Annotated in this window: 12 protein-coding genes; 10 read left to right on the forward strand and 2 right to left on the reverse strand. The window is 29.6% G+C overall.

Annotated features, from left to right (window positions below):
• From M2306_RS07850 to M2306_RS07875, 6 genes are all read left to right on the forward strand, one after another.
• Positions 1-435 carry a hypothetical protein gene (locus M2306_RS07850; RefSeq protein WP_259188307.1) on the forward strand — a complete coding sequence of 145 codons (435 nt, stop codon included), beginning with the start codon at positions 1-3 and terminating at the stop codon, positions 433-435.
• 5 nt (positions 436-440) lie between these two features.
• The gene (locus tag M2306_RS07855; protein ID WP_259188305.1) at positions 441-3,635 is read left to right on the forward strand and encodes a DEAD/DEAH box helicase family protein; all 3,195 of its coding nucleotides are present in this window, start codon (positions 441-443) and stop codon (positions 3,633-3,635) included.
• Positions 3,636-3,777: 142 nt separating this feature from the next.
• A complete protein-coding gene (locus tag M2306_RS07860) occupies positions 3,778-4,476 on the forward strand; it encodes a hypothetical protein (RefSeq protein WP_259188303.1) in 699 nt (232 codons plus the stop codon).
• Positions 4,477-4,488: 12 nt separating this feature from the next.
• On the forward strand, positions 4,489-5,967 hold the full coding sequence (gene drt3a, locus M2306_RS07865) for an antiviral reverse transcriptase Drt3a (RefSeq protein ID WP_259188302.1): 1,479 nt from the start codon (positions 4,489-4,491) through the stop codon (positions 5,965-5,967).
• A complete protein-coding gene (drt3b, locus tag M2306_RS07870) occupies positions 5,960-7,657 on the forward strand; it encodes an antiviral reverse transcriptase Drt3b (protein ID WP_498882808.1) in 1,698 nt (565 codons plus the stop codon). Before drt3a ends, drt3b begins: the two co-directional genes overlap by 8 nt.
• Positions 7,650-8,126: a hypothetical protein gene (locus M2306_RS07875; RefSeq protein WP_498882809.1), complete on the forward strand. Its 477-nt coding sequence runs from the start codon at positions 7,650-7,652 to the stop codon at positions 8,124-8,126. Before drt3b ends, M2306_RS07875 begins: the two co-directional genes overlap by 8 nt.
• Before the next feature lie 363 nt (positions 8,127-8,489).
• Here the strand turns inward: M2306_RS07875 and M2306_RS07880 are convergent, their stop codons facing one another.
• Positions 8,490-9,527, reverse strand: a complete 1,038-nt coding sequence (locus M2306_RS07880) for an alpha/beta hydrolase family protein (protein WP_259188300.1) — start codon at positions 9,525-9,527, stop codon at positions 8,490-8,492.
• Positions 9,528-9,853: 326 nt separating this feature from the next.
• Here M2306_RS07880 and M2306_RS07885 point away from each other — a divergent pair, with 326 nt between their 5' ends.
• The 4 genes from M2306_RS07885 to M2306_RS07900 all read left to right on the forward strand — a co-directional run bounded on the left by M2306_RS07885 (position 9,854) and on the right by M2306_RS07900 (position 13,290).
• Positions 9,854-10,357 carry a hypothetical protein gene (locus M2306_RS07885; RefSeq protein WP_259188299.1) on the forward strand — a complete coding sequence of 168 codons (504 nt, stop codon included), beginning with the start codon at positions 9,854-9,856 and terminating at the stop codon, positions 10,355-10,357.
• A 57-nt stretch (positions 10,358-10,414) separates the two neighbouring features.
• The gene (locus M2306_RS07890) at positions 10,415-10,900 is read left to right on the forward strand and encodes a hypothetical protein (RefSeq protein ID WP_259188298.1); all 486 of its coding nucleotides are present in this window, start codon (positions 10,415-10,417) and stop codon (positions 10,898-10,900) included.
• A 604-nt stretch (positions 10,901-11,504) separates the two neighbouring features.
• Positions 11,505-12,821, forward strand: coding sequence for a hypothetical protein (locus M2306_RS07895; RefSeq protein ID WP_259188297.1), 1,317 nt, complete (start codon positions 11,505-11,507; stop codon positions 12,819-12,821).
• 7 nt (positions 12,822-12,828) lie between these two features.
• Complete coding sequence (locus M2306_RS07900) at positions 12,829-13,290, forward strand: hypothetical protein (RefSeq protein WP_115089911.1); 462 nt, start codon at positions 12,829-12,831, stop codon at positions 13,288-13,290.
• Between the two features lie 413 nt (positions 13,291-13,703).
• On the opposite strand, the gene M2306_RS07905 is transcribed toward M2306_RS07900, so the two are convergent.
• Positions 13,704-14,261: a hypothetical protein gene (locus M2306_RS07905; protein ID WP_115089910.1), complete on the reverse strand. Its 558-nt coding sequence runs from the start codon at positions 14,259-14,261 to the stop codon at positions 13,704-13,706.
• Positions 14,262-14,384 lie beyond the last annotated feature (123 nt).

Below are 14,384 nucleotides of genomic sequence, written 5' to 3' on the forward strand. Positions count from 1 at the left end.
ATGAATAAAAAAGAATTACCTATACCCTTCAAAATTGTTAAGGTTGAAGAAAATCAATTTTCAGTTTTTGAAGAAACATTGGCTATCGAAGAGCGTATCCAGCAACAACTTGGTTTTGGTTTTGGTACGGATGCAGAAAACAATATAGTGGCTGTATCGATGGAATTTATGTTACACAAACAAACTCAACCATTGATTAAATTAGAAATTACTTGTTATTTCGAAATTGAACCAAAAGCGTTTAATGAAAAATTAATTCAAGCTGAAGCTATCATTTTACCTTGCGGTTTTGCTAAACATTTAGCTATGATAACTACAGGTACTGCCCGTGGTGTTTTATTTGCAAATACTAATAATTCGCCTTTTAACCAATACATTATTGGGTTAGTTAACGTAGACAAAATGTTTGCAGAGAATATCCATATTAAATTATAATCGATATGGCTAATTTTCACGACAAACTGGTACTTAATAAGTACCTTTTATCATTATTCGGAATTGATAGTATTGGGAAAAAAATAATTGGGAAAAATGGTGTTGAAATATTTACCGATTTAAAACTTTCTTTCAATGAAGGTTATACCGAAGAAGGAAATACAAAATATCTACAAACACTAATCAGTTATCTATACAATTCGGAGCATTTAACACCTACAATGCTTCAAACCTATGACGAAAATATTGTACATTATACCAAACAAATATCTGATAAGAGAAGTGAACTAATTACTTGGAAATATTTCCAATATTTATCGCTTTTATTTACAGAAGTGTACTTGGATAAATACTTTCAAAATAAAGTAAAGCTTCTAGCAGATTTAAATGAGTTTATCAAAGAATTCAATTTAAAACAAGCTAAAAAGCAAGCAGGTAAGAAAAAAAGCAAAGACACTTTTGTTGCTCAGACCTTTACTTTAGATAGTTTAAATAAATTAGCTTTTTGGAATGCAACTGGCTCTGGAAAAACATTATTGATGCACATTAACATCAAGCAATATTTGCATTACGCCAATTATTACAACCAGCACCATCAAAATAAAGTGTTGTTAATAACGCCAAATGAAGGATTAACAAAACAGCACCTAGAAGAATTCAAATTATCCGATATACGTGCGAATAATTTCTCTAAAAATGATTCAGGTATGTTCTCTGGTAAACAAGTTGAAATTCTAGAGATTACAAAATTAGCAGAAAACAGCGGAGATAAAACAGTAGCTGTTGAGAGTTTCGAAACCGACAACCTGGTATTAATTGATGAAGGTCATGGTGGAATGTCAGGAGATAGTTGGAAAAAATTCAGAGATCAATTAAGTCTAACAGGGTTTGCTTTCGAATATTCAGCAACCTTTGGTCAAGCTATTAATGCCGCTTCTGGTGCTAAGAAAACTGAATTTACACAAGAATATGCCAAAAGTATTTTATTTGACTATTCATACAAATATTTCTATGAAGATGGCTATGGTAAAGATTATCGTATTTTAAACTTAAAAGAAGATAACACAGATTATCAGCAATTATATCTGACAGCAAATTTAGTATCGTTCTTTCAACAGCAGTTGTTGTACAAAGAGAAGAAAACCGAGTTAAAGGATTTCTTATTACATAAACCCTTATGGATTTTCGTAGGTGGTAAAGTAAATGCTGTACGCAAAGAAGGAGGTAAAGAAGTTTCAGATGTTTTAGAAATTATTTATTTCTTGACAGATTTCTTAAAAAATCCTACGGTTTCTATTCAAAACATTGAGTCAGTAGTTAACAATAAGGCAGGGTTAGTCGATAAAAATGGCTATTCAATATTCGAGAATTCATTTACCTATATCAACGAGCAAAAGTTAGAGGCCAATACAATATTTAATTTAATCAATGAACTGGTTTTTAACAATACAACCATTGGTGCCAATCTATATGTAGATAATTTAAAAGGTGCAGACGGTGAGCTAGGACTACGTGTGGGTGATAATGAATATTTTGGAGTAATCAACGTAGGTGACGAAAAGAAATTACACGATTTAGCCATCAATAATAAAGTTTTAGGTACGGATCGTGATTTTTCAGATTCCCTATTTAAAAAGATAAATGAAGATTCATCAACGATTAACTTATTAATTGGTTCCAAAAAATTCTCCGAAGGTTGGTCATCTTGGCGTGTTTCGTCTATGGGATTAATGAATGTAGGGAAAAGTGAAGGTTCACAAATTATTCAATTATTCGGACGAGGTGTTCGTTTAAAAGGGTATAATTTCTCATTAAAACGTTCTACTGGTTTGGATGAATACCAAAAGCCTAATAATATTAAAATTCTTAAAAAACATCTAAGACAGTTAGAAACACTTCATATTTTTGGTGTAAAAGCCGATTATATGGAGAAATTTAAAGAGTTTTTAGAAGAAGAAGGTTTACCAACCAACGATTCAGCTTGGATTACAATTAAAGTACCAACGATTCAAAAGGAAATTGTTCAGCAAAATAAATTAAAACTAATAGCGGTTAAGGAGTCTGAAAACTTTAAACAAAAAGTGATTGTACCTTTAATCTATAATAAATCTATTTTTGATGGCAAGTTGGTTGAATTAGATTGGTATCCAAAAATTGATGTGTTAGAAAAGAAGAACACTGGAGTTGCAATCACTAAAAATGAAGCAATTTTGAGTGATTCTAATCTTTCGATGATCAATTGGAATTCGATTTATTTAGAACTTCAAAATTTTAAAGCGAATAAAGGGTATCATAATTTGAAAATTGAGTTAGAGCAATTACAAGATATTATGAATCAAGTGTCTTGGTATAAATTATTGATACCAGAGCATAAAGTTAATTTCTCACATTTTTCAAATACATTCATTTGGCAAGAACTGGTCATAACATTACTGAAAAAATATATTGAGCAGTTTTACCTATTCCATAAAAATGAGTTTAGCTCAGATCATGTAGAAGCCATTCAATTAAATGGCTCAGATGATAATTTTGTGTTAGAATATGATTTTAGATTAAATACAGAGGAAGAAATTGAACAGTATCAAACTAAAATTGAACAACTGAATGAAGAAGTAATAGACCCTGCTTTTACAAATGTTCAAATTGGATCTGAAGTGGATGCTTTTGATAATCTATTACATCTATATAAGCCATTAGTTCATATAGGTAAAGGATATAAAGAAAAAATACAGGTAAGTCCTATTCCTTTAGATGCCTCAGAAAAGCAATTTTTAAATGACCTGATTACTTATGTAGCAGCTAAACCATCTTCTCTAGAAGGAAAAGAAGTACATGTTCTTAGAAATCAAAGTAAAAAAGGTTTAGGTTTCTTTACAGATGGAAACAATTTCTATCCAGATTTTATTTTATGGATTGTAGAAGGTGAAAAACAAATAATTAAGTTCATTGATCCCAAAGGTATCCGTAATTCAAAAGCAATTAATGACCCTAAAATTCAATTCTACAAGGTGTTAAAAGAAAAGATACAACCACAAGTTGAAAAAGCTGGAATTGAATTGGATTCGTATATTATTTCTAATACTTCTTATTTAGAAGTGAACTGGAAGGATAATCTGAGTATTGAAGAGTTTAATAATAACCATGTATATTTTCAGAAAGAAAATGCTTTAAATTATATTAATAAAATTATAACACTTTAAAATATTACCACAACAGCCTTCAAATCGAGGGCTGTTTTTTTTATATACTCAGAATTATATAAGCTTCACATTTTTCTTTTAGTTTCTTATGTTTTGTTTTGATATTTTTACGTTAAAATATATCACTTTACTTAACAAAAACATGTATAAAAATTTAGACGAATTAATTGAAAAATACAAATCAATTACGAGTAATAACTATCATTTATCTAATGACATTCAAGAAATCATACAGAGAGGAATAACTTTTCAGTATGATGAAAACGAAACAGATGCGGATCTTCTTTTTCTCGGAATGAATCCTTCATTTGGAGGAGATAAAATTGATGGAATCTTTCCTTGGACAAAAGAGTTTTCTAAAGATCTAAGTTATTTCAAACCCTTTTTCACTATTGAAGAGCGATTAAAAGAAGTTTATCAAATAGACTTAAAGTGGACTCATTTTGACCTTTTTGTATTCAGAGAAACGAAGCAAGCTCGAATTGAAAAGGTTTTTATGAACAATGAACAAGGTAGAATATTCCTTGCTCAACAACTTGAAGTACTAAAAGAAAGACTATTGCGTACAAAACCAAAAGTAATTGTCGCTAGTAATGCTTTAATAAGAACATTTTTAGGATTGAACAGACACCATGATAAAAATGGAAATGAGGTTGCTATTTGGTTAGGTGATTGGATTGAAACTAAATTTGATCCAAAAGTAGGAACGCATGTCATCCTTCAACCTGAAGAATTAAAGGGTACTAAGATTTTCTTTACAAGCATGTTAAGCGGTCAGAGAGCCTTAGATTTAGGAACAAGAGAACGTTTGGTTTGGCATATTGCTCAAATTTTAAATTAAAAAATCAATTTTATGTTAGATCAATCATTTTCCAGTTCGAATTTCAATATTATCTTTTTAAAAGAAAATCGAAAAGGAAATATTAAAAAAAAATATTTAAATCAAGAATACTTTGAAAAACACCAAGAGTTTAAAAATATTCTTGCCCAAAAGTTAAGTCTAAAAAACAATAGAAATGGAGTTCTCTTAACCAAAGAAGAATTAGATGATTTTACAGAAAAACTAGAAAATATAAATATAGAAAAAGAAGAAATTAGAAATAATATTTTTTTCGAATACTCTAAATTAGTAAATTCAGAGGAGCTTCCATTCTATTTCAATATAAATTATGATAAACAAAAGAAAGTGTATACTATTAAAAAAGACGGTTTACATTTTTTTATAATGAAACAACTTCAGTACAATATCCATAAAACATTTAAGGTTATACAAGCTGACAGAAATAGTATTATCAAACAGACTTTTAATTTACTAAACGATGGTTTTCCTAAAGTTGTAGTAAGAACAGATATTACCAAATTTTATGAATCATTACCACAAGAAAAGCTTTTCGAATTAATTGAAAACAATACATTACTTTCTCCCCTCTCAAGAAAATTCTTAAAGAGAATATTCTACGAATTTGAAAACGTAAAAGATAAATCAATAATGGAACCTAAAAAAGGAATACCAAGAGGTTTAGGGATTAGTGCATATTTATCTGAATTATACATGAGGAAATTAGATGAGGAAATTAGATTACTACCAGATTTAATATATTATGCAAGATATGTGGATGATATAATTACAATTTTTGCGCCAAAGACTAAAAATACTAGAAGACCCTATGATTTAGAATTGAAAAATTTGATTAAAAATTATGGTTTAGAAATTAATGACAATTTAGAAGGAAGAAAGGACAAAACTAAAGTTATGGAGTTATTAGATTCCTCACTAGCTAGACAGTCTGTTTTTGAATTTTTAGGTTATAAGTTTATAATTAAGAATGATCATAAAGTAATAGTTGAATTATCTAATAACAAGATTGATAAATATATTCGAAGAATAGACTTATCAATAAATAAGTACAACAATGACTCTAAGACAAACGAAAAGTTAGCACGTAAAATGCTAATCGAAAGATTGAAATTTTTAACAGGTAATTACAGACTAAATCATAATAAAAGTAGTATTAAAGCAGGAATATTTTATTCAAATCAAATGCTTACTTTAAATAAAGACAGAGGATCTTTTAATAGCTTATATAACTTAGATAGGAGATTAGAAAGGAGTTTGAGTAATATACAACCTTATGAGAAAATAGGAATAGATGCGAATAAACTAATAGACTTTTTAAAAGTTAAATTTTCTTTTAGTGATGGTTTTTTTGAGAAAAGTAATCATTTCTATACTTTTAAATTTAATACTAAGGAGAATAATATATATAAAAGAAAATTTGACAGATCTACTAATAAATACGAAGTCATAAAATCAATTTGGAAAGATGAGTAAAAGAAAAATATATATCGGGTATCCGAAAGAACGAGTAGTTCTTTCAGATGTACACCCGTATGAGTTGCCAATAACTTTTTCAAATAGGTATTTTTATAGATTTATAGTTAATAACTACATAAATCTGGCAGATAATAGTATTACTTTTAAAAATGATCTCGCAGGTGATAATTTAAGAGCTTTTGAAGAAATTTTAAAGATTTTGTTTCATCATGATTTCAATAATAATGAAGATTATAAATTTCGAAGAATACCTTTTACATATAAAATTACACATAAAGAAAGCGACTTTCGTCAACTAGCTTTGATACATCCAATAAACCAGCTTAAAGTAATTGATTTTTATAATAAATATAAAGAATCAATTTTGTATTCATGTTCTATTAGTAATTTCAGCCTTAGAAAACCTATTAAAGAAGCTAGGTTTACGTTTTTCAACGATAAATTACATCATCAAAATAAGGGAGATAAAGATGATTTTCTTGAATTAGAAGGTGTAGAATATGAGGACTTGAAAACTTTTTTTGTTTATAAAAAATATACTAATATTTATAAATTTTATGAAGATTATCGTTTTCATAGAGCAGAAAAAAAATTTAATTTTTTATATAAGTTTGATATAAGTAAATGTTTTGATAGTATTTATACTCATTCAATCTCATGGGCTGTACTTGGTTTAGATGCAGTTAAGGAAAATGTAGATGAGTCTAAAAAAAACTATTCAGGAATTTTCGATAAACTCCTTCAGTATGCTAATTATGGAGAAACAAATGGAATTTTGATTGGACCTGAAGTCTCTAGAATTTTTGCTGAAATAATTCTTCAGAAAATTGATAAAGATTTAGAGAATAAAATCGCATCTTATTTAAACCTAAAAAATAAAATTGATTATGAACTTTACAGATATGTTGATGACTATTTCCTTTTTTGCGATAGCGAAGCAGTTAAGGATGAAATACTTAAAACATTAAAACATAGTTTAAAAGAGTATAAGTTGTCTATAAATAATTCTAAATCTATTGATTATAGTAAACCAATTATCACTGAAATTACCATTGCTAAAGAAAAAATAAACAAGCTTTTTAGTGAAAAGCCTAGATTCAAAATTACAGAATTAGAGGAGCAAATAGATACAATTGAAGATGTAGAAGCAGATATATCTATACTTAACCATAAGTTTTCTTTTTATTTTAAATCAGAAAATTTGATTACGGATTATAAGATATTGATCAAAGAGTCTAAAGTTGATTACAAAGATGTATTAAATTATAGTCTTGCTGTATTAAATAAAATTGTAGAAAAAAATCTTGTAAATTTTGAAAAGGTTTATTTTCAATATTTAAGCAAAATAGAATCTGGCGAAATTAATAACCCTAAAATAATTTCTAGTTTACAAAAGATTGAAAATGAATTTACAAGTCACATGATTAAATTTATTGACTTTATATTTTTTATATATTCGGTATCACCTAGAGTAAATTCAACAATTAAGATATGTCATATTCTATCTAAAATTATAACTTTTTATAAACTAAAAAATAAAGATAGTAAAAGTGAATATATAATTAAGACAAATAACAGACAACTAATTTTTAAAAAAATTCTAGACGAAACTACATTGATAATTAAGAAAAACTGTTTAAATCAATATTCACAATTAGAAATTTTTATACTTGTTGACTGTGATTAAGGAACTAGACAAAGAATTTAGATTGCCTGTTCATGTCTTAGAAAAATTTATTGGGTATGAAGCTAATAATAATAGTAAAAGAATAAAATCTGAGCATTTAAATTATTTTTCAATCGTAGTTTTATTATACTATATAGGAGATTTCAGCAAATACTCAGATGTTAAAAGATCATTAGTCAATTATATCAAAGAGTACATAGAATTAATTCCGCCTGAAAAGCGGAGTAAATCATCTGAGATTACTCATTTAATTTTAGATATATTTACATGTCCATTTATCACGGTCATTGATAAGAAAGAAATATTTAATATTTTTAAAAATGGTTCCCCAAACCAATATGATAATTTAGTTGAATGTATTTTAGATTTTCAAAAGAAAAAAAATATTAATTATTGGTTTACTAAATGGAAAAGATTTAATTTAGCAAAAGAATTTGAATATAAGAAAAGTCAAGAGGTTTATTCTTAAAAATATTGTCTTTACCAATCTCCAGTTAGGTTTTTAACTTCTCTAGAATTGAATAAAAGATAAAGTCGTATCAATTTTAAATATTGTATGCAAAACAATATAAAAATGATTTAATTTTTATTTAATTCACACACTTGTAATAGACAGCAATCTGTAAAGGATGAAAAAAAGTGAAGCAACCTAGGAGACAGGTTGCTTTTTTTTTATAAAAATATCATCACATTCGCATCACATAACTGGTGTAACTAATTATAAATCAAGCAATATAAGATATTGTATCGGTAAATAAATTACTTCAATACTAAACATAAAAAGATTAAAGCCAAGGAATACTTTGAAGTGCTCTTGGCTTTTGTTTATATACTATTGTTTACCAATCCAATCTACAATTTGTTGCTTCGGTTGTTGGTGAATATCATAAGGCTTGCTATCTCCATCCGAGAAAAAGTGGTTTTCACCTTCTAATACGATCGCTGATATCACAGGATTCGCAAGGCTATTTAAGCGATTGATATTCGCTACGGGATCGACAATCACATCCTCCGAACCAATCATATAAAAAACAGGTATGTTGGTGTTCTTCAATAAATCAATAAGGTCTTTCGACGCTAAATCACGCTCCAGAGAGCCAAGTAAAAAAGGAAAACGAGTAGCATATCTTTTCTTTGTATAACCGACTCTCTTTACTTCTTTTTTGTACACTTTCCAAAAGCCTTTTTCTTTTTGATTTGCAAGGTAAAAATCAATTAACTCTGAACATACTTTCTGTTTTTCTTCGAGTGTATCGTAGAGAAAGTAATCATTAAATATATTTTCACTGTGTTGTAATTGATAAAGGAATAGTTGTTTACCTGTAACAACGGGAGCAGCGAAAAGCACTAAAAAGTTTGGGGTAATCTCGTGTTGTAAGGCTTCCATAACTGCTATGCCCCCTAAACTATGGCCAATAATTCCCATTTTTTTATCTTGTAAGTCTGGGTGTTTTTTTAAAGTGTTAAACGCACAAGTCAACTCTGCTCCCATCATTGTAGCTGTATAAAGCATATCGCCTCCTCCTTCTCCTTTAGAATTTCCCATTTCGCGTTCATCATATCGAAAAACAGCGATATGATTATCCAATAACGCTTCAGCTAAAGAACTATGGGTATTACGCGTATTATAGCCCGTTCCTGGTTTGATAATCACAACTTTATCAAAACCATCTTTGGGAAAGATTAAACTTCCTTCAAAAGTCACACTGTCCACTTTTTGTCTATAATCAAAGGCAGGTACATTAAAATTGATCGTGGTAAAAAAATAGTTGTCCTTTTCAGGGATAAAGGTTTCGTATGGAGTCTTCACATTTTGTCCAAAACAAAGGGTCGTTAGTAAAAGAAAAGTCCCGAGATATCTCATCTTCATAGCTAATTATTTAATTTGCCTTATATTTATTTCACTTAATAAGGAAATAAACTTAACTAAATGTAACCTAACCAACAGAAGGGTTGTGTTTATTTTAACATATGTTTTTTTTTGTATTCCCCTTAAGACCGCAATGTTGATTATCTTAGCCTATAATCTTTATTGTAGTCATGAATATTCTACCTCAACCATTGAATGCGCTAGATATCCTAAACATTTTTATAGAGGAACATCGTATTTGTAGTCCTTTAGACTTCGAAGCCGATGTAACTATTATACTAAACTTTAATACAACAGTCAGTGATTGGAGATGTGCCAGAGACCTCATGCGCTGGAGGCCTCTTTCTCATTCTTTGAACGCCGAATTTAACCTCAGCCTATCAGAAGAACAGTGGAAATCGGTCCTTACACCTGCCCGAAAAAGGACCTTGCGAGAGGTATGCGAATTGATTGCCAATCATTGTTCTTTTCCAACCGTTACTCCCGTTCGATTACTTGGAAACTCTTGTTTAAGTGCGGCAGTATTTGTCACGCTAAAAAAGTATTTAGCGCGAAGAGGGGTCCAAGTTTATGATCTAAAACCTTCAACGCTTATTGCTCCCTATCTCGATGATCATTTTTCAGAAATGATTGAACAAATAGGAATTCTGGCTAGAGGAAATAAGGTCTTTGAAGTGTTGGACTATGCTTCAACATCGCATCTCAATAAATCCTTTTTTAATTTATTCTCCACTCGAGTTGCATTAGAAACGGGATCTATACAAACGTTTCGGGATGTAGTAGAGAAAATTATCGCTGTAAATGATTCCTATAGTTCTCCTAAATCCTAGCGAGCACTGTTCAATTTATACCTGAGAAACTTGATTACTTTAACCTTCACCTTACCAATGAAACAATACATTTTACTTCTAACCCTACTTGGTACATTTACGCTACATGCTCAAGAACAGGTTTTTACTTCCCGTAAAGGCCCCAAATTTTTACCTGGTCATTACGATATCACGATAACGGTTCAAAATGACACCTTGAAATACGAACTATTTAATCATTGGTATTCCAGATCCTATGCTCAATTGCGAAATGTTTCCATTCCCCTAAGCGACATACACAAACAGGATAGTATTACCTTCAAAATAACCAAAAAAGACATTCATCTAACGGATAAAAAATTTGGTATTACTAAAACAGTAAAGCGTAAAAACCTGTGTAATTCACTAGAAGATATGAGAAAAATCTCCTATGCGTATGAAATCGCGCAAGACAACAACCTAAGGCATTATGAGCTATTTAAGTCTGCTGATTTACAGCTATCGGAAGCAGCCTTTCGAGCAAAAGTGAATGCAAACCTGTTAAATAAAAAGGAGAATGAGTGACAAGATGACTCCATCTCAACCGATCAAACACTGTGACGAATGCGACAGCGCATACTATGTACATACTTCTGCTATGGATAAGCTATGCCCTGCTTGTGCTCATGTGTTATATGGATATCCCGACTGTGACCATCTATTTGAAGCAAATCGCTGTGTCCATTGTTATTGGGATGGTAGTAGGAGTTCCTATATAAATTCGATACTAGAAACAAAGAAAAGGTAAACGCGGTGTTCACCTTTTTTGTTTTGTATTATTGTAGTTTGCTCTTACTACTAAAAACAATTGATTATGGGGGTTATCAAACTTAACTTTATTCATTATTACTTCTCGCCATATTTCCTTCTCATTAATCTGTAAAAAAAAGTTCATTTTTCCTTTGAATTAGTTTTAAAAAACTATTGTACGAAAGATACAAAACAATAAAGCTCAGAAAATCTAGTTGATAAAACATATAATTTTCATCTATTACTCCCAAACAAAAAGGCTTTTTCTTATATGTTTTAACACAAGTTTTTAAAATTTATTAACATAAATTTTATTTTTATTATTTTTATTAAATCTAATTATAGTTAAATTTGCCCGCTTAATTTAAATTCATTACTAATGAAACAAAAAGCACTCTTATTTCTACTAATCTTATTTACCCTTTCATGCGCCAAAGAAGATAATGAATCCTTAAAAGAAGATGAATACACAAAAAAAACTCAATTACTACATACACTTCAAAGTGAATTAATCAACAACCAATACGAGCCAAAAGATCATTTTAATTGGGATATGCCTATTATTGAATATAATTCGAACAATGTCCCCTATATCATTGAATTGGAATCTAAAAAAGTATTCCAAAATAAAATTGCTAAAATAATTTTCAATATAAATGGAGAAAAAATAAGTTCTCAAGTATGGGTCCTATCCTTCGCCGACAAGAGCATAAATACGCAATCATTGCGTCATTTAAAAATACACGAAGTATTGTTAGATTTTTACGGTACTCTCACCGTGTATGATATTAATTCAAAGCTAGTTAAGCAGATACCCGTTGAGTCACCTATTTCTAAAACAAAAAAATACAGCGCACAATCAAATCCTCACGTATTCAATAGTGCTTGTGCTTTATGTCATAGAACTTTAGATGAAATCGTTATAGGAGGACCAGGCTCTAGCGGGGGCGGATGGGGCGGATGGGATAGTGGTTTTGGCTCTGAGTCTGACATTGGCGTTATACCTGGAGGAGGACACTCTGGAGGTTCAAGACCACCTGTTCCAGAAAAAAATAAAGATGATAAATTACAAGACAATCCGTGTTTATATCCAATATATAATACCGTGATGAATACTAACTTTGGTGAAAAATTTATCAGAAAAGTTTTTGATTTAGATAACAGTAGATTTGATTTAGTGTGGATGATAAAAAACAGTACTACCGATAATTTTTTAAGAGACAATCCTGGTACAAATGGATACACCACTCCATTCACACCTTTCAATAATAATTTCAAAATAGTACTTAATAGTGATAAATTTAGGGATAATCCAAAACTTGTTATTGCTTCAACGATAATACATGAAACAATACATGCCTACCTATTTAAAGTTAGATATGAATATGATCCAAATAAAATATTTTCAAATGAATTAGAAATGGCTTTTCCAGGAGTTTTTGATTATGTCTTAAGATACGCAAATGATGGAACTGCTAGAGCACAACATGAACAAATGGCTGCCCATTACATTGAAATTGTAAAAAATGCATTAAAAGCATATGATAATAGTTTTGACGAAAAATACTATGATGCATTAGCTTGGTTAGGTTTACAAAGTACTACTTCTTGGAATAGGCTAGGTAAAAAGAAACAAGAAGAGATAATTAAAAATTATAAGGAATTAAAATCTATAGCTCCTAAAATGGGATGTTAATACTATTATGAAAAAAATACATTTTATATTACTACTTAATCTTTTAAGTATTAACTGCTTTAGTCAAGAGGATAAAGCAATACATTTTGATACATATCGTACAATATGTACTGACTACATTATTGATTTGACGCAGCAGGATCATGTTATACGCGATAAACAAGTTGATTATGTCATTCTAGCGCTTGCAAAAAAAGACGAAGAACATTTAGGCTATTTCCGTTTTACACTTGATAAAGAAATTAATTTAGCTGACACTAGTACTATTAAAACTGTGCTATTTACAACTTTTGTTAGTAATCTACAACAAGAAATAAAGAAAAAAAATAGCGTCTTAAAAAAACAGAAAATTAGAAAAGCAGTATCCTTCGATAACCTGCTTTACGCTCCTGTTTTAATTCAATTAAAAAGTAACGATACCATCAAGTATTATAGAAGTCAGATTAAATATCAGGAAATTGTCTTTTAATCAAATTTCAAAAATAGTAATCTAAATAGACAATAAAGATCTATTGAATAACAAACACAGGGTGAAAATTTTTACAACTTCACCCTGCGTTTTTAAAGAAGTTTTAAACTTCCTAATACTTTTCACTAATCCAATGAATCTGCTTCCCTTTCTATTATGAAAATACAACGTGGGTCATCATAACCGTGATTTTCTGTCCATGTTGTTTGATGATCATACCATTTCATAAAGTCAGTTCTATACTTGGGTGCGGCTTCTTTTTTAAAAACCATTAAGTCATAACTCATATTTTAGAGGTGTTTTTAGTACTACTGAATGTTATACTTTTAGATAGCCTATTTCAATACGCAATGTCAACTGAAATAGGTCTCTTTGATTATCTTCTATCTGCCTTTTGTTGCTCCTTTCGCTGATTACATCCTAAAAGTATAATCGTGAAAATAATAAAAAGAATTGGACGTATTCCAATAATTTAAAGTGGAGTTGGAGTTGCGGTTTTTATTTAATTGAGTTATAAGCGTAGTAAGCTCTGCGAGATCTAATTTCGTAACCGTTTCTAAAGTAACATTTTTATCAAAGTTGATCACTAATACGCCTTTATTGTCTTCTTCATATCCAACTTGATGCGAGGTGAACTGAATTTTTTTAAAAGAGAATTCCGTTACTTTATCCTTAAACCAGCTGTAATCCGCTATATAGATTAGTTTATTATCCAACATAGTGATTATCTCTTTTCCACACGTATTCCACAAGGCAATTCGCAACATAAAATAAAAGATTAACCCACCGAGAAGTAAAGCAATTAGATTAAAAAATTTGAATGATTCACCATTGACAATATTTACGACAAATCCACCTATAGGCAAAGCAGCTGCAAGAAACGTAATGATGTACAAAATTACACGAGCAAAAAGCGTACTCTTTTTCACTTTCAGCACTAATGTAGTATCATTCAAGGTTATTTGATTCATAGCGGTTTATTCTTATACGAAATGAAAAACTGTCTTTGTTTGCTGTTAACATTCGAAAATATCATAAATAACTTAAAAACAGTAGATGACAATTTTAAATTTAAATTACTCATTTTCAATTAT

The organism is Myroides gitamensis (assembly GCF_029894455.1).
GTDB lineage: Bacteria > Bacteroidota > Bacteroidia > Flavobacteriales > Flavobacteriaceae > Flavobacterium > Flavobacterium odoratum.